This window comes from Leptolyngbya iicbica LK, from assembly GCF_004212215.1.
GTDB classification, from domain to species: Bacteria; Cyanobacteriota; Cyanobacteriia; order Phormidesmidales; family Phormidesmidaceae; genus Halomicronema; species Halomicronema iicbica.
Genome location: NZ_QVFV01000004.1, coordinates 53,636 through 70,150, shown reverse-complemented (window position 1 = coordinate 70,150; position 16,515 = coordinate 53,636). Strand labels below are relative to the sequence as shown.

Here is a 16,515-nt window from a genome sequence, read left to right as displayed (position 1 = left end):
GATCCGCAAGATTGCAAGGACTTAACCTTTTACCAGCGCGAGGATGTTCCGTCACAGGATTTCAGGGCGATCGCGTTAGCTAAGAGCGACCCGCCACCGGATTCAGCACACTCTTAGGATAGGCAATGCGCTTGTGGTTATATTGCTGCCAAACCTGCACAAACACTTGGGCGATGATGCTCATGTGCTCTCGCGTTAAGCCCGAGTCAACCAGTTGCCCATCGCGCCAGCGGGCTTTGAGAATGCGGTTGACCATGGCCAACGCTTCCGAAGGCGTGGCATCTTTGAGCGATCGCAGGGCCGCTTCACAAGAGTCGGCCAGCATCACAATGCCCGTTTCGGGTGATTGCGGAATCGGGCCGTCATAGCGGAAATTCAATTCTTCAACAGTGATGTTGGGATCGTCCTTCGCCAACTCCATCGCCCGATGGTGAAAATAACTGATCAGCATCGTGCCCTGGTGCTCAGGAATAAAGGCCCGCACAGCCCGGGGCAAGCGACAGCGACGCGCCATCACTAAACCTTGACTCACATGCTTTTTGATAATGTCGGCACTCACCCAGGGGTCGTCAATTTCGTCGTGTTTGTTAGGGCCACCCATCTGATTTTCAATGAACCCTTCCGGGTCATGCATCTTGCCGATGTCGTGGTACAAGGTGCCAGCCCGCACGAGTTCAACGTTGCAGCGGAGCGATCGCGCGGCGGCTTCTGCTAACGAGGCCACAAATAGCGTGTGCTGAAAGGTGCCCGGCGCTTCGGAAGCCAGACGTTGTAACATCGGTCGGTTAGGACTCGATAGCTCCGCCAGGCGAATCGGCGTCACCAGGTCAAACACATGCTCTAAATAAGGGCTGAGCCCCAGGGCAACGACACTCGAAACGACGCCGTAAATCCCTTGCAGAATGGCCCCGGTCAGCGGCAAATACCAGGTGGTCAACGCGACAGGACTAATCATCCACGTAAGCACCAGATAGACCGCCCCTTGAATGATGCCGACGACCCCACCGAGCAGCGCCAGCTCTTCTCGCGATCGCAGACGGGGCGCAATGAGGCTACAGACTAAACCGCCAGCCGCACTGGCCAGCAACGGCACCGGGCTCACTCGGGTACCCACTGGCAACAACAGCGCTGTGAGCCCGACCAACGTCGCTCCGAGGGCCGTGCCATAAAAACTGCTCGCCAATAAGCCCACAGCCGGCAAACTGTAGACGGCAAAGCCCAAGATACTCAGGCCGGAAACCCCCAAAATCATACACAGCACTAAGACATAATCGGGGCCTCGGAGGCCAGGGCGACGGGTGCGTTCCACCACGAGAAAGATGGCGACCCCACCGGCCATCAAAACGCCAAAGCCTAACAGTCCCGTTACATTCAACCGCCGCTGACTGAGGGCAAAATAATCCAACAGCACGAACGTCGGCTGATCAATCTCCTGCCCTTGACGCACGATAATGTCACCCGCTTGCACTCTGACCGTCACGGGTTCAACCTTTTCAGCAGCAGCTTCGGCTTGGGCTCGGGTTTTTTCAGGATCTTGGATTAAGTTTGGCCCCAAGACCGTCATGATCAACGCTTGGCCTAAATCTTGGGCTGATGAGGGAATTTGGCTCTGCAAGTGTTCGTTAACGGCGATCGCCAGCTGATCTGACTGGACGCCTTCTGGAATCCCCTGTAGCAACATCAAATCTAGCGTCCGCCGGACCTGCTGACGGACGGTGCGCCATTCAGCATCGGACAGGCGTAATAACACCGGCATCTGGGGAATCGCGCGATCAACTTCGGCTAGGCGAGTCAGCCCCTCTTTAGCCCGACGAAAATTGTTGCGGGATGTTTCAAAAATCAGTTGCAAGGCTTCCAGGTCTAACGCCGCAGACCGCTGTTGGTAACGGACCAAGTCGCGAGCAACTTTTTGTTGGGTGGCCGTTAAGTCAGCATATTCTGGCTGTTGGATGAGGAGCGTGAGCGGCGGCGTGGTGTTGTCAGTGCCTTGCAAATCACTCGCCACCGCGATGACGACAGACCAAACCGGCTCCCACTCAGCCGTGGGGGCTTCGCGAATGTAAGTTTGGGTAGCTGTCGGCAATTGACGTCCGTCAATTAAGGGAAAGTCGCCTGCCTGCTCTCGCACGATTTCCGCCTGCTTCAGCAGATTATCAAGGGAATTTTTAATGCTTTGATTGGCTTCCAGGTTAGGCACCAAAACCGGCACTGCACCATTACGGGCGGCGGTTCTTTGGGCTTCTGTGGTTTCTTCGTCAACGACCGAGGCACTATCAGGCGCAATCACCGTTTTGGGCGATAGCGTGCCGACTTGGAGTTCCGGTTGGCGATAGTAGCGCTGTCCCATGGCGGCAGTGAGCGCCAGCACCGAGAGACTCAGCGCGATCGCCGGACGCACCCGATGAGTGCGGCGGCGATCGCAAGGGCGCGATCGGGGCACACTCGGCGGGGGCGGCAGCGTCGGAATCAGCAACCCTTCGACCCGGCGTCGGGACCAGAAGCGTCGTGCCGGTCCCCGTAGAGATAAGGAGCGTGGGGTGGGCGAACGGTGATCGGCAGCTTCACCCACCGAATCTTCTCCTGAGGCATGTGCCTTAGGGGTTGACCCGAGCGGTGTCTGCTGCAACCATCGCCAAATTTTGTTCATGGTCATCTCAATTAGGGGTGACCGATCCGTGTAAAAGTATCGATAAGCAGCAGCGCTGACACATCTTTTTAACCATTAACGTATGCCTCTATGCCTCGGTTGAAAGCTTGTTCACACCAGTCAAAAGTCGTATAACCACAGGGCACTTTGCAAGTCGGCCGTTCTTTCATTGATCGTTCTTTCACTTTAAAGAGTTCGGAACCTGATCGAACGCGGAGGATATGACAGCAGTGCTCAGGGCCACGCAGTCGTTAGTGGGTAGATGTCATCGCTGGGGCCACAGCCAACCAGTACTCAAACGCCTAGTCGTTTCATCATGCTCTTATGAGTCACTATTTCGACATTATAGACGCCATAAAGTTGGGTTACCGATAGGCGCTGTGAGCCGCCGGAACCAGAGGTTGAATTGCAACCAGGGGCGATCGCACTGACCTCTCACCATATTGTCCAGACCAACGTTGCCATAGGGTTTCAGCCCATAGCGCCAGTTGCGTGGCGGTGGCAATCTGCCAGCGTTGTTGCAGCCAGTTTTGTAGAAACGGACTCGGTTGTTGAAGCCAGTGTCGATGGCGGATCGGCAGGCTCGGCAAATCACCCCACCCCGCACTGAGAATCGCCGTCAACAGCACACTGCCAGAGGGAGCCGTGGGTGACTGCAAACCCTGTCCCACGGCGAGCTGAAAGTCACCTTGGGCTGTTAATAGCAATTCCAATGCCCCCCTGAGTGCTGCCATCGGTGGCGACGGCTTTGCCCCCAAGCTGTCGGGCGATATCTGCTGCCTTAAGGCACCCAGGGCGACCACATCTTGTCGAAGGCTGGCTTGCAAACAATCGTAAAAAAGGGCTGAGAGAGTTGTCTGAGAAGCGTCTCCGCAAGCAGTCCGAGATGGCGGACGGTCAAGCATGCTGAGCAATCGCGGGAGGTCGGCCAGCAAGTCCACCACAGTCTCAGGCTCAGCCCCGATCGCTCCAGCCTCGGATATTGGAGAAGGGGTTGACCGCGTGAGGGTAGCGGCGATCGCGTGGCACCAATCAGCCTGGGCGATCGCACCCTCTGACCAGCGCTGGGCCGCTGCCCCCGCCCCCTCTCCAACAGTGCCCCAAGGCAACTGCCCCTGACTGATGGCATCGGCCATCACCATGCCGACCAAAATTGCCTGAAACTGGCTATTGCGAAAAGAAACCATAGGAATCCGTTGACCGTCTAGCACTCTACGGTACCCTATGGGAAATTTGTGGGTATAGTTTATGCCTAACTGGCCGATAGCGGCCCCCACAACGGCCTCGAGGACTCTGTTGTTGACTTTATTTACCCCGCTCGTGAAATCTATGAATTGCGCTCGTCTCCGCCCTCGTTTAGTTAGCTCTGGATTATTGCTGGGTTTGGCCGCGACGACCGTAGTCATGATGCCGACTGCGACGATCGCGATCGCCCCAGCCACCGTAGAACTGGCTCAAACCTCTAGCAGTCGCCCGACCTTACGACTGGGCAGCAGCGGCAACACCGTCACTGAACTGCAAGGCATGTTGACCCTGCTCGGCTATTTCGAAGCGCCGATTGACGGTCGTTACGAGCTCACCACCGAAGCCGCTGTCAAAGCCTTCCAAGTTGATGCGGGCTTAACCGACGACGGCATTGTCGGGCCAGCGACCTGGGCCAAGCTGTTACCCAATCCATCGACGGAGTTTACGCCGCCTGCTGTGCCTGCAACGCCCCCCGCCGCCAGCGATCCGCCCTCCGAAACAGAAGATAATGCCCCTGTCGCCTTACCCATCTTGCGAGAGGGCATGGTCGGGCCAGCGGTCGCCCGTGTGCAAGAAAACTTACAGATGCGGGGATTTTATGAAGGGGCGATCGACGGTATTTTTGGCCCCGGCACAGAAGCCGCAGTCATGAACTTTCAAAGCAGTGCGCAACTCGCGGAGGATGGCATTGTCGGCCCTGCGACATGGCAAGCCCTCTTTCAATAGCCCTATCGTCATGGGGGCAGTCGCGATCGCGGGCGGGGATGTGTTGAGCCTTGAGCGACGATCGCGCCCCCGCAGCTGCCCTCCACAACCTGTCGAGCTGCGTAGGCTAGCGACCAAGCTATCGCAATCCGTAGTCAGGTGCCGAGAGACCAAAAGTTTAAAGCATGGAGATTGAATCGAAGTGTGGACAGCTGTCTCGGCTATCCCGGGGCAATCGAAGTGTGGACAGCCGACGTCACAAACCGCCAAAAGTCAGGATTACCCCGCCGTTTGTGAGGTTTGCTCCTGGCACTCAACCCAACATTAACAGCCCAGATTAACAAAGACAGTCCCGAGCTGATTGACTTTTGTCCCGATTGGTCAAATTGACACCTATGGCTACTGCACACCAGTCCCGTAGGCAATCACTTCAATCGAGACGACACCGTTGCCATTGTTGCCGCCGAGTTCCGCCGTTTCCAAGCGCACATTGACAACCTGACGGGCTCCCCATTGCATCGCGTCTTCCTTCATCCGGAGAATGGCTTCGCGGCGACCCCGTTCAACTAACGACTCAAAGACACTGATGCGGCCACCGAAAAAATTCATCCACCCCGCTACAAAAGTTTTAAAATAATCGGACGAAATCACCACGCTCCCCACAAAGAGCTTGGAGCGATCGACTTCTTTCAATCGCGTTTTGGCGCCAATGTTGACCAATTTAATTTGCCGAGTGCGATACTCGCGATCGTGCAAATCTTGCAGATGTTTCTTCTCGGTATAAGACCCGGCAAAGAACCCGACTGCCAACAGGATGAGAAAAACCCCTAAAACATCCATAGCTTTAGTCAATCTGTACGGCGGTGCCGTAGACGAACAATTCCGCCGCTCCCTGAGTCAGCGATGAAGTCGCAAAGCGTATGTTGACCACTGCATTTGCCCCCATTTTGCTGGCCTCTTGCATCATGCGCTGGGTCGCTTCTTGACGCGCTTCTTGCAGCAACTCGGTATAACCTTTCAGTTCTCCACCGACAATATTTTTGAGCCCAGCAGCGATATCACGCCCGACATTTTTGGCCCGCACGGTACTGCCTTGCACAAGTCCCAAATGCTTGACCGTTTTATGGCCGGGCACGCTTTCCAGGGTCGTCAACAGCATGCGGCTAGAGCGAGCTAGGGGAGGTCGGTCGTTCATAGTCAGGTTCCTTTTCAGCGTAGCGATCGCTGCCTGCATGGTAGTCATTTGCCAGGCAGAGACGACCGTTCTATAAGAATTTCTTCCCAACCGACAGTATTCCGGAAACTGTGATTTCCCGTGTCCAGAGTCAGCTATGCATGGCTCTAGAGCTATGATTTGGTGAAGCCATTGGGGGTAAATTGCCGATCCAACTGGCCGATGTTGATCGGGGTTTACCAGATGCCAAATTGCATTGCGCTCATCGCCCACGACAGTAAAAAAGATGACATGGTGACGTTTGTCGCCCAGCATCGTGCAGTGCTCGCCAAATATCATTTGCTGGCCACTGGCACCACCGGACAGCGCATCAACCAAGCGACCGAACTGACCGTTGAACGCATGGCCTCAGGCCCCCTGGGGGGCGACACCCAAATTGCGGCCCAGGTCGTGGCCGGCAATGTTGTAGCGGTGATTTTTTTAGTCGATCCGCTCTATGCGCAACCCCATGAACCTGATATTCGGGCATTACTCCGAGTCTGCGAAGTTTACAACGTGCCCCTTGCTACCAACTTGGCAACCGCAGATGCGGTGTTAGCCACGCTGCAAAAATCACAGGTTGCTCATCTCATCTTTAACCCAGTGTCGGGACAGAGCAATCCCGATCAAGATCTGGCGCTCATTCGCAGCTTGTTAGAACCCCAAATCCACCTCAAGGTCGTGTTTACCAGCGCTGAGGCGAACCCGGCAGAGCAAGCCCAACAGGCGATCGCCGCCGGAGCCGACATCGTGCTCGCCTCGGGGGGCGACGGTACCGTTTCCGCAGTCGCCAGCAGCTTAGTCAACACCGACATTCCCCTCGGCATCATTCCCCGCGGCACCGCCAATGCGTTTGCCGGGGCACTCGGCATTGCTAACGGCATTCGGGGCGCCTGCGACACGATTTTGGCCGGCACGACCCGAGTCGTCGACGTCGCTCGCTGTAATGGTCAGCCCTATGTGCTCTTAGCGGGTATTGGCTTTGAGGCCGAAATGGTCGATCGCGCCAACCGCGAACTCAAAAATCGCCTAGGGGTCTTAGCCTACCTGTTGGCGGGAGTCCAGCAATTTCAAGAACAAACCGCCTTCAAAGCGATTATCGATCTGGATGGCGAAAAAACCGAGGTGCAAACCGGCACCATTACCGTAGCGAACGCCGCCCCAGCGACTTCAGTGCTAGCCCAAGGCTTTGGTCAAGTCATTGTGGATGACGGCTTGTTAGATGTCACGATCGCCACACCACAGACCCGCTTGCAAGGTCTCAATACCCTGACCAGTCTATTTGCGTCGGCCCTGGTAAATACGCCGACCCAGCGAGAAGACATCATTCGCCTGCGCACCGAGCGCGTCAAAATTACCACCGAGCCGCCGCAAAAAGTGGTGATTGATGGCGAAATTGTGACCGCCGAAGCAACCGAGTTTGAGTGTTTGCCCAAAGCCTTAACGGTGCTGGCTCCGCTCGCCAACTGAACTGCCGTCCACAGACTGGAAGTCCAAATCGGCATCACATCGGCAAAAACTGCTGGCTGTCGGCCCTCAAAAGACTCATACTACCGCTCTGACCCAATATCCACGCATCGCACCGTTGACCCAACTGTTAGGCATAGCGGGTCAAGATATCGTGAAACCAGTGCTCGTATCTCTGGGCGAGAGCATCAAGGGAATATTCAGCCTCGGCCTGTTGACGACAGGCAGACCGATCCAGTTGAGCAATTTGGGCGATCGCGTCCACCAATCCCACGACGCTATCGGGTTCAACCAACCATCCAGTTTTGCCTGGACGCACGATTTCGGTCGGCCCCCCGCGTCGATAAGCAATCACCGGCACCCCGCAAGCCATCGCCTCGATCGCCACATTGCCAAACGCCTCGACCCATTTAGGTGTCATCAAGAGGGCGCGGCAGTCGCGAATGGCGGCCTGCAGCCCGTGCGTATCCAAAAAGCCTAAATACTGGATGGGAGCCTCAGGATAGTTTTTTTGCAAATGCTCCCAATAAGCCTGATCTTCTAACTTTCCGAGAATTTTGAGCGGCGTTTGGGTCGCCTGCGCGGCGGCGATCGCATCTTCCAACCCTTTTTCAGGAGAAATACGCCCCATCCAGCCCAGAGCTGCTCCTGGCTCCGCACAAAAATCGTACAGAGCCAAATCCACCGCGCTGCCAATGGGCCGATAGGTCTCAGCGTGGGGCAACGTCGCCGCTTGTGCCTGAGTACACACCCCCACCGTGCCCGGAAACTGGGTTGTTACTTGCGCAATCACCGCGTCCATCGCGTCGGTCAACGACCCCATGCTGACATAGTGGGCGATCGGGATTTGCAAAAATGGGGCGAGATAAAACGGCAGCCAGTCATAGCAAAAATGCAGCAGCACGTCATAGTCCGACTGCACCTGCTGGGCATACGCCATCATGGCCGATAGCACCGATGACTTGGGCATCACAATCGGTGTCTGGCGATCGCTGGTGTGGGCCGTCGGCTGCAATTGCCCCTCTACGGGCACTAAGCGATCGCAGTTCTCCAGTTGCGAACCAGCTGGTGCCACCACCGTCACTCGATGCCCCCGTTGCTGCAATCCCTGCACAGCATTTTTCACAAAAAGTTCTACACCACCGCCGAGGCCAGTCCCCAGAGGCGCAACCGCTGTAGAAATCAGCAAAATTCGATACTTCGGAGCCGCGTCCATAACACCCAGACAATCGTGAGTCAGTTAGCCTCATGATCGTAGCGAACAGCGACTCCCCCTAACCGTTGCCGCTGGTGTCATCACAAAATATCCGGCTTAACTGATGGATCCTCTAGCCCGTGAGGTCACAACTCCTCACTAGACAATCAGCGTCATTTCAGAATTATTTCGACGAATGCCCATCATCCGTTAAGCGTCTCTGGGGCTGATCGCTTTCTCCCAAAAAACCCGCCGCTTTCGACGAACTCGGCTTCATTTTGTTCAACTGATCCAGAGCCCAATCAGCCGTTTGTTTCACATCCGGGTCTTCATCTAGAGCGGCATGTCCCAACATTTTGCCAGACTGCTTAAACGAATCAAAAATCTTAGTGAGATCGCGAATCGCATTTTTGCGCACCTCCGCATCTTCACTCTGCAACGCAATCATCACTGCCCGGTTCATGGGCTTTAGCGTTTGGCTCGTGATCTCAGCCAGCGCCGCAAGAATCAAACTCTGCTCTCGTGAATCCACCTGAGTCAATAGACTTACCAGAGGCTGCATGGCAGCTGAATTACCGCGCTGCCCCAACTCCCAAATGGCTCGCCGTCGCACTTCAGCATCAGGTTGTTCCAGATCCTGAATTAACTCATCAATGATATTGATTTTCGTGACCCGGGATTCCGTCACATTGTCCAACGGAGAGGTGGGTTTTGGCTGAACGTTTAGGCCCGCCGCAACTGGGTTTTGAGGGTTAACAGTTCCCTGAGTCGCAGATGACTGGGGCTGATGAGGCGGTGCGGCTGAAGAACTCGATGGCGGCGACGGGGCGGCCGAGTTGGGAGAGTCAGCCGCACCACTCTGGGCGGCTTTTTGGCCTTGCCGCTTGCCTAGCCAGAGGGCTACGCCGCCTGCCAGGCCACCCACCACCAAGATGACGGCCCCTAGTAAAATCAGCAGCGGGAAACTACTGCCTTCAGGAGCAGCACTGTCCTCAGCAGGATTCGCCGTTTCACCTGCGGGCGCACCACCAGTGGCATTCTCGTCGTTGCCCTGAGCAGCCGCTTCCGCAGGCTCGTCAGCCGGTGCAGCCTCGGGTTCAAGCGCCTCACCGTTTTCAGACACGGGGGGTAAATCAAGCGTTGGGGCGGCTTCTGAGGCTTCCGGAGCAGCAGCGTCAGGCTCAGCAGTTTGTGCCCCAGTCGGGTCAGCAAGTCTTTGTTGGGTCAGGGGATCTAAAATGCCGGTGCCCACTAACCCCTGGTCTTGCTGAAACTGTGACAACGCCTCTCGAGTAGCATCATCAAAAATGCCGGTGACGGAGCCTTCGTAATAACCCAACTCTAACAAGCGGCTCTGCAAAGACTGAATGGCTGCTGAAGGCTGTTGGGAGCCCTCATTTTGATTACCAGTTGCCTGGCTGATCAGTGCGCCGGAAGGCCATGCTACGGAGCTGCTGGCTGTGGACTCTTGAGCGATCGCGGCTACCTGCCAGCCACAAGTCGCCGCCGATGTCAGCATGATTAGTAAAACACGATTAAGCATGTGTATTAGTTACCCAGCTGCTTGCCAGTTCTGCATGACATAAAGGCTTGCCTAAAATCCATCGCCCAACTCGAACTCTCAGGCCGCCCTTTACCCAGGACAGCAAAACCCTGACTTTTAGAATACTTTACCGAACAGTTTTGCATTATCGGGATGCTAACCGGCCAAAGACAACATCACAACGTTGGTGATTGGGTCGGTAATTTAATCAAACGGCCAAATCTCACGCTGATGAGTTGATGGGTAACGCCTGACGTCTAGTTGCGCAACTAGACTACACCCTCGAATCCATTCCAGAATACCCAACTCAATTGTAAACAACTTCTACAGATGGAAATATTCATCGTAAAGGTAAGCTGAGGCCACAAGCGCACAGACACAAACGGCCAGTTCAGTCACTCAGTGAGGGACTAGGGTCGGCACCGGAGAAGGCTTTAGTTCGGGAAAATTCCACGACAGCCATAACTATCAGCGTCCTCGCCTCTCAATACAACGCGCTGAGCCTCTCCAATTTTTTGGAGGTCAGGAATTTGGAGGGGCTCAGGTACACATAGCTGGGGCAATCAGTGAGCGCCCTACAACTCGCCCCGAATTTCTTCGATCACGCCATCCCGCAGTAGAATTTCAACCTGCATTTTTTTGATGAGGTTATCGCCTTGACTGACGGTGAACAGGCTTTCTGCCTGGCCTTGATTGACCTCTTGGTCCAGTTCCAAAGTTTGCACCGACTGGAGCTGCTGTAGCAACTGATTTTTTTGCTGCAGCATTTTGCTCTTATCTTGATTGAGCTTGTTTTGGACGGAAGCAATTTGTTGCTTGACGGCTGGATCTTCAGGATCAGCCGCTTGCTTTTGCACTTCTGCGACCACGCGCTGGCTCTGCATTTCAAGCTGCTGTAGGCGACTGTCGGTTTGATTAATTTGACTCTGTAGTTGTTTTTGTGCTTCCTCTTTCCATAGAGGCGTCACGATCGCTTTGATGGTGATATTGCGTTTGAGCTGAAGTTGAGACACGTCCATACTCTCTAGCTAGTGGTCTGAGATGCAGAATGCACTGCTTCAAATTGGCAGAGGATGTAGCGGAAAGCAAGTCTGAAAGCTTAAAGTTTCGACGAAATTTAAACTGGCAGACAGATCTAGGCAAACATCCCGTCAATCATATCGCGATAGCGAGCGGTGACCACCGGGCGTTTAATTTTCAGGGTTTGAGTCATGGTGCCATCTTCGATTGAGAAGGGGGTGGCAATTAATCGGAAGGGGCCAACGCGATCGTCGGGACGATAGCCCGGTCGGTCTTTGACGCGGCGGTTGAGTTCTTCACGAAAGAGCTTTTGCACGCGATCATCATCCAGGGTGACGCTCGGCAAATTAGCGCTATTTTCGGTCTCTTGGCCGGGTGCATCGAGATACAAAGATTGGGTTGCCGCCCAGGTTTGCAAGGCATCCAGATTTGGCACGATGAGCGCCCCTAGCGATCGCTGGTCTTGGCCCACCAGCATCATCTGGTCGATGTAAGGACTCTGGACGCAGACATCCTCAATCGGCTGCGGCTCGATGTTTTCACCGTTGGTTAGCACAATGGTGTCTTTGGCGCGTCCGGTCAGCACGATATTGTAGTCAGCGGTCAGGTAGCCCAGGTCGCCCGTGTCAAACCAGCCCTCAGCGTCGATCGCTTTTTGGGTCGCCTCCGGATTTTTGTAATAGCCCTGCATGATTTGGGGGCCGCGCACCAGCACCAGCCCTTTTTGTGCCAGCGGCAGGGGCGCTTTTGTTTCGGGATCGACGATCTTGAATTCTGTACCGGGAATGGGCTGGCCCGATGCGCCCCGCAAGTTGGCCCAAATGCGCCGCGCGGAAACGACTGGAGACGTTTCCGTCAGACCATAGCCCACCAAAATGGTGACATCGACAATCTCAAAAAACAGGTCAATATGCTGGGCCAGAGAGCCGCCGCCGCTGATGAGTTGTTTGACCTGCCCGCCGGTCGCGTCGCGCACCTTGCTGTAAACAAGCTTTTCTCCCAGCATATGTAGGGGCCATGCTAAACCCTGTAATAGCCGCGATTTAAATCGCTGAATGCTTGACACATGGGGATGGTCGAGGCTCAGGCCATTGGCGGTGCGACGATTTTGCACATATTTTTTGCTGCACCACAGCAACGTATTCACCAGCTTTTGCTTGCTGGCGGGCTGGTCGCGGAAGTTTTTCTGGGCGCCTTCATAAATCGACTCCCAAATGCGGGGTACGCCGACCATGTACTGGGGTTTGCTGTTCCGAAAATCCGCCTTGATGTGACGAATACTGGTGTAGGTCTGCGTACAGCCGTTGGCATAGAGGAAGTATTCTGCTGTACGGCCAAAGGTATGCCAGGTGGGCAGTAGCCCCAAGACACGATCGCCCGGTTGGGGCTGCACCACTGCGCTCAGCGTCGTGATTTGATGCAGCAAATTGGCGTGGCTAATCATCACCCCTTTAGGTTTGCCGGTGGTGCCAGAGGTGTAAATCAGCGTCGCTAAGCTGTCTGCTTCTATCGGGACGGGTTGCCAGGGATGCTGGCTGCCAATGTCGAGCAGTTGCGAGTAGTTGACCATTTTGAAGGGTGGATGCTCGGGCACCGTCTCATCTGACAGCAACACCGCAAACTGCATGGGCAGGTCTTGAAAGCGATCGCTCAACCGCCGCCACAGCTTTAGATTTTCCACAATCAGGACAGTGCTATCGCTATGTTCGGCGATGTAGCGCAACTCTTCGGTCTCGGCTTGGGCACTGCGCACCGCGTCAATGCCGCCTGCCGCCATCACGCCCTGGTCGGCGATAAACCAGCGATGGCTATTGTCAGCAAACAGAGCGACGTGGGCGCGAGACGGCATCCCCAAACCTTGCAGTCCAGCCGCAAATTGCTGAATCTTGCTCCAAAGTTCCTGATACGTTAGCTGGGCACTGGGCTGATTATGGGGATCATCCATCGCGAGCTGGCTGCCGTAACGCTCAGCGGCAATCGGCCAAATTTCTGGCAGTGATTGAATCTGTCCGTAGTCTTGTCCCTGGGCAATGCCCGCGCGATCGCGCTGGTCTAACACTTGTAAAACGCGGCTGGATGGTTGGTTCATGGCTGGCAACTCAGAGCAAAGCAGGCTTGTGCTCAATCGTACAACAGGATTCCATTAAGCCTAATCACAACTCCTTGATGACTGGTCATGGTCTCGGCCAAAATATAAATTGACTGGAATCAATCAGTTAGCTAGCTGATTGTCTAACTGACGGGCACCTAATACTGGGCTGAGCGTGATCGCAAGATGGCGTTGGTCGAGGATGAGGTGCCCGTTTTTTAATGGGGCGATTTATGCTCAAAGTGGACAGCTTAGGAGAAATGACAAAATGCCCAAAGCAACCTGGAATGGTGTTGTGCTCGCCGAGAGCGATCGCTGCGAAGTCGTCGAAGGAAATCAATACTTTCCCCCCGATTCGCTCAAGATGGAATACTTCAAGCCCAGCGAGAAAACCACGTTTTGCCCCTGGAAAGGGACGGCTTCGTATTACACAGTGGAAGTCGATGGACAGACGAATCCCGATGCGGCTTGGGTGTATCGGGAACCTAAATCAGCGGCTAGTAACATCAAAGGCTACGTCGCCTTTTGGCGCGGCGTAACCGTCGAAAAGTAGCCAGGGAGCGCTCCAGTCTCCTGAACGATCAATTGACTCACTTTAGGCACCTGGTCCCTTGGCTATCCTTTCTAGCGATTGCATCATCCAGCAGGGACCGGGTGCCTCTGCTGGGTTTTGGGATTGCTCTACCGTTCAGCAAGTTGAACGACAGCGAGCCGTGACGACATTAGCCGATCCATCCAACTGGCAAGGAATGCCTGATTAGCGGCTTGCTCGGCGGGCACCTCAGTCTTCGGCGCATAGGGCAGCAAGCCCTGAAGAGCAGCAGAGGTGACGCAAAACATCGATTTTTGGAAGCTTTGGGTAATTTGCACCCGTACGTCGGCGTCGCCCCGCAGGCTTTGGCGATAGTAGTCTGCCAGGTAATCGGGGAGAAAGTGGCGCATGTCTTGCATCAGCAAGGTGGGGGGAATACCCGCGCCCCCCACCGGAATCGGGTCAGCGTAGAGCGCGCCATAGTCAAAGCGGGATTGATCCGGCGAAATTTGCTGCACCTGAGCGTTGTAGGAAACCGTGCCTAAGAAAGGGGTGCCACGGAAGAAAACGGCTTCTACATAGGGGACAGCGGTATCCATGAGGAAGGTCAACCCAGCAGACTCGGGCAACAAGTCGTAGCGATCGCCTCGAATTTCCACGCTATAGGTGATCGGCAAACTAGCAGCGGCCACCAGTCCATCCTTGATGTGAGCCACCACTTCGGGGATGGAAGTAATGCGCTTTTGGTCATACAAATCCGACAGGGTGAGAAACATTTCGCTCATCACCGTCCAAAATTGGCCCAAGCCGCTGTAGTAGGCCGACTGCCGCACTTGTTCGGGCAAAAATTCGGGAAATAGCCGATGCAGCGTTTGCATGAAAATGTTGCCTTTGAGCTTGGCCTGAATCGCCTGTTCGCAATTTTGCTGAAATTCCTCGCTGTCGAGATACTCATCGAGCCCGCCGCCCCCGTGCCAGAGCATCGTGCGCATGCAGTATTCGGCATATTCGTAGTTAATGCGATCGTGCCACCAGTGCTTTAGCAGTTTGTTGAACGTGATGTCGCCGTTGAAATATTTGAAGAACGGAAACAGCAACAAAAATTGATGATCCGCGATGTACTTCAGATTGACGGCGTAAGCGTCCAAGACCACACCGTAACTTTTGAGAATGCCCACCACCTCTAACAAGTTGATTTCAGTATCAGGCAGCAGGGCTTCAGCGTTCAGCAACCGCTCAATAAAGGGTTGCAGGGGATGATCGGTAATTGGAGTGGGAGACAGGGTGTTAGTCATGGTTCAGGGCACGGATGAACAGCATCAGAATGATTGATTTAGGGGCGATCTGGCGGCAGTTGCTGAGCGATTTCGACGCTGGGCGATCGCCAGGCCAGGGTCGTGACTTCGCTCCAGCGCGAGAGCCAGTGCGGCTGCAATCCGAGGGTCACAATCAACAGGGCAAGGGCAATGGCTGGCAGGCGATCGCGCCAAGCCACTGACGGCAACAGCACATCCGGCACCACTTTGTCGCTGGGGGGCGTCACCGCTAATCGGCCAAAAAATGCCCGATTAACCAGCAGTAAGAAATACACTGCCGTCAGACCCGCACCGACCATACACAGCAGCGTCGGCACCGGAAAGGCGAGGAAGCTACCGCGAAACACCACAAATTCGGAAATGAAGCCCACCATGCCAGGAATGCCCGCACTGGCCATCACGCCCAAAATCATCAGACTACCCACCAGAGGCAACCCTCGCTCGGGATTGAGCAATCCCCGCAATACGGTCAGGTCGCGCGTTCCCGTCGTGGTGTAAACGATGCCCACGAGCAGAAACAACAGACCTGAGATCAGCCCGTGGCTGACCATTTGCATCACCGTTCCCAAGATGGCCAGAGGCGTTGCTGCCGCTGCCGCCAACAAGATGTAACCCATATGACCAATGGAGCTGTAGGCCACCATTTTTTTCATATCGGTTTGGGCGATCGCGGCGAGCGAACCATAGAGCACACTCACCACAGCCCAGATCGCCAGCCAAGGGGCAAAGAAGGCCCAAGCATCCGGCAACATTTGTAGGCCAAAGCGCACGATGCCGTAGGTGCCTAGTTTCAGCAGCACCCCCGCTAAGAGCACCGATACCGGGGTCGACGCTTCGACGTGGGCATCCGGCAGCCAGGTGTGAAAGGGAAACAGCGGAATCTTGATGCCAAAGCCAATCAAAATTGCGATTAAGATCGCACCCTGCTGGAAAAGCGTCATCGATTGGGCCAGGGTCGCATCGTAGTTGAAGGAGCCCGTGCCCCCCAGCCACACAAATCCTAGAAACCCGCCCAGAATCAAAATGCCGGACGTGGCGGTGTAAATCAAAAACTTGGTGGCCGCATAGCCCCGCCGCGCCCCACCCCAAATGGCAATGAGCAAGTACAGCGGAATTAGCTCTAGCTCATAGAAGATGAAAAACAGAATCAGGTTTTGCGCCAGAAACGCCCCCGCCACCGCCGCATTAATCAGTAGCATCAGCGTGAAATAGAGTCGCGGGCGCGGAATCGTGGTGGCGGTCGCGTAAACCGAGATCGCACCCAACAGGCTGTTGATCACCAGTAGCGGCATGGATAACCCATCCACCCCCAGTTGATAAGTGAGGCCCAGGGTGTCGATCCATGGCAACGATTCGACAAATTGCAAGTCGGGCTGCTGAATGTCAAACTGCGTCGCCACCACGATCGCGCCCACCAAAGACAGGGCTTGCACCACCAAAGCCACCTGCCCCACTTCTGGATTAGGCCGCGATCGTGGCCACAGACTAACGATTAATGCCCCCACCAGGGGAATCAAAATTAACGCACTCAACATCATGCTCT

13 protein-coding genes are annotated in these 16,515 nt (G+C 55.2%); 3 read left to right on the top strand and 10 right to left on the bottom strand.

Annotation, left to right across the window (positions count from 1 at the left end; translation table 11 throughout):
• Positions 1–79: 79 nt before the first annotated feature.
• Positions 80–2,653: an HD family phosphohydrolase gene (locus tag DYY88_RS16075; protein WP_201278979.1), complete on the bottom strand. Its 2,574-nt coding sequence runs from the start codon at positions 2,651–2,653 to the stop codon at positions 80–82.
• Positions 2,654–3,012: 359 nt separating this feature from the next.
• On the bottom strand, positions 3,013–3,834 hold the full coding sequence (locus DYY88_RS16070; RefSeq protein WP_039726344.1) for a hypothetical protein: 822 nt from the start codon (positions 3,832–3,834) through the stop codon (positions 3,013–3,015).
• A gap of 142 nt (positions 3,835–3,976) precedes the next feature.
• Here DYY88_RS16070 and DYY88_RS16065 point away from each other — a divergent pair, with 142 nt between their 5' ends.
• The gene (locus tag DYY88_RS16065; protein ID WP_052288342.1) at positions 3,977–4,618 is read left to right on the top strand and encodes a peptidoglycan-binding domain-containing protein; all 642 of its coding nucleotides are present in this window, start codon (positions 3,977–3,979) and stop codon (positions 4,616–4,618) included.
• Between the two features lie 378 nt (positions 4,619–4,996).
• Here the strand turns inward: DYY88_RS16065 and DYY88_RS16060 are convergent, their stop codons facing one another.
• Both DYY88_RS16060 and DYY88_RS16055 read right to left on the bottom strand, forming a co-directional pair.
• Positions 4,997–5,437: a YbjQ family protein gene (locus DYY88_RS16060; protein ID WP_039726343.1), complete on the bottom strand. Its 441-nt coding sequence runs from the start codon at positions 5,435–5,437 to the stop codon at positions 4,997–4,999.
• 4 nt (positions 5,438–5,441) lie between these two features.
• Positions 5,442–5,792: a YbjQ family protein gene (locus tag DYY88_RS16055; protein WP_236146338.1), complete on the bottom strand. Its 351-nt coding sequence runs from the start codon at positions 5,790–5,792 to the stop codon at positions 5,442–5,444.
• 222 nt (positions 5,793–6,014) lie between these two features.
• Here DYY88_RS16055 and mgsA point away from each other — a divergent pair, with 222 nt between their 5' ends.
• Entirely contained in the window at positions 6,015–7,280 is a 1,266-nt protein-coding gene (mgsA, locus tag DYY88_RS16050; protein WP_039729705.1) for a methylglyoxal synthase, read from the top strand.
• A 127-nt stretch (positions 7,281–7,407) separates the two neighbouring features.
• Here the strand turns inward: mgsA and DYY88_RS16045 are convergent, their stop codons facing one another.
• From DYY88_RS16045 to DYY88_RS16030, 4 genes are all read right to left on the bottom strand, one after another.
• Entirely contained in the window at positions 7,408–8,493 is a 1,086-nt protein-coding gene (locus DYY88_RS16045; RefSeq protein WP_039726341.1) for a glycosyltransferase family 4 protein, read from the bottom strand.
• 163 nt (positions 8,494–8,656) lie between these two features.
• Entirely contained in the window at positions 8,657–10,015 is a 1,359-nt protein-coding gene (locus tag DYY88_RS16040; RefSeq protein ID WP_039726340.1) for a peptidoglycan-binding protein, read from the bottom strand.
• A 575-nt stretch (positions 10,016–10,590) separates the two neighbouring features.
• Positions 10,591–11,034, bottom strand: coding sequence for a YlqD family protein (locus DYY88_RS16035; RefSeq protein ID WP_039726339.1), 444 nt, complete (start codon positions 11,032–11,034; stop codon positions 10,591–10,593).
• Positions 11,035–11,150: 116 nt separating this feature from the next.
• Entirely contained in the window at positions 11,151–13,124 is a 1,974-nt protein-coding gene (locus DYY88_RS16030) for a long-chain fatty acid--CoA ligase (protein ID WP_039726338.1), read from the bottom strand.
• Between the two features lie 268 nt (positions 13,125–13,392).
• Here DYY88_RS16030 and DYY88_RS16025 point away from each other — a divergent pair, with 268 nt between their 5' ends.
• Positions 13,393–13,677, top strand: a complete 285-nt coding sequence (locus tag DYY88_RS16025; RefSeq protein WP_039726337.1) for a DUF427 domain-containing protein — start codon at positions 13,393–13,395, stop codon at positions 13,675–13,677.
• A gap of 128 nt (positions 13,678–13,805) precedes the next feature.
• On the opposite strand, the gene DYY88_RS16020 is transcribed toward DYY88_RS16025, so the two are convergent.
• Positions 13,806–14,951 carry a CO2 hydration protein gene (locus DYY88_RS16020; protein WP_039726336.1) on the bottom strand — a complete coding sequence of 382 codons (1,146 nt, stop codon included), beginning with the start codon at positions 14,949–14,951 and terminating at the stop codon, positions 13,806–13,808.
• Positions 14,952–14,989: 38 nt separating this feature from the next.
• On the bottom strand, positions 14,990–16,507 hold the full coding sequence (locus tag DYY88_RS16015) for an NADH-quinone oxidoreductase subunit M (RefSeq protein ID WP_039729704.1): 1,518 nt from the start codon (positions 16,505–16,507) through the stop codon (positions 14,990–14,992).
• Positions 16,508–16,515: the final 8 nt, after the last annotated feature.

Coding starts and splice junctions, on each gene's coding strand:
- DYY88_RS16045 (WP_039726341.1), bottom strand. CDS start 8,493: ATGGACGCGGCTCCGAAGTATCGAATTTTGCTGATTTCTACAGCGGTT.
- DYY88_RS16035 (WP_039726339.1), bottom strand. CDS start 11,034: ATGGACGTGTCTCAACTTCAGCTCAAACGCAATATCACCATCAAAGCG.
- DYY88_RS16015 (WP_039729704.1), bottom strand. CDS start 16,507: ATGTTGAGTGCGTTAATTTTGATTCCCCTGGTGGGGGCATTAATCGTT.
- DYY88_RS16040 (WP_039726340.1), bottom strand. CDS start 10,015: ATGCTTAATCGTGTTTTACTAATCATGCTGACATCGGCGGCGACTTGT.
- DYY88_RS16060 (WP_039726343.1), bottom strand. CDS start 5,437: ATGGATGTTTTAGGGGTTTTTCTCATCCTGTTGGCAGTCGGGTTCTTT.
- DYY88_RS16030 (WP_039726338.1), bottom strand. CDS start 13,124: ATGAACCAACCATCCAGCCGCGTTTTACAAGTGTTAGACCAGCGCGAT.
- DYY88_RS16025 (WP_039726337.1), top strand. CDS start 13,393: ATGCCCAAAGCAACCTGGAATGGTGTTGTGCTCGCCGAGAGCGATCGC.
- DYY88_RS16070 (WP_039726344.1), bottom strand. CDS start 3,834: ATGGTTTCTTTTCGCAATAGCCAGTTTCAGGCAATTTTGGTCGGCATG.
- DYY88_RS16020 (WP_039726336.1), bottom strand. CDS start 14,951: ATGACTAACACCCTGTCTCCCACTCCAATTACCGATCATCCCCTGCAA.
- DYY88_RS16055 (WP_236146338.1), bottom strand. CDS start 5,792: ATGAACGACCGACCTCCCCTAGCTCGCTCTAGCCGCATGCTGTTGACG.
- mgsA (WP_039729705.1), top strand. CDS start 6,015: ATGCCAAATTGCATTGCGCTCATCGCCCACGACAGTAAAAAAGATGAC.
- DYY88_RS16075 (WP_201278979.1), bottom strand. CDS start 2,653: ATGACCATGAACAAAATTTGGCGATGGTTGCAGCAGACACCGCTCGGG.
- DYY88_RS16065 (WP_052288342.1), top strand. CDS start 3,977: ATGAATTGCGCTCGTCTCCGCCCTCGTTTAGTTAGCTCTGGATTATTG.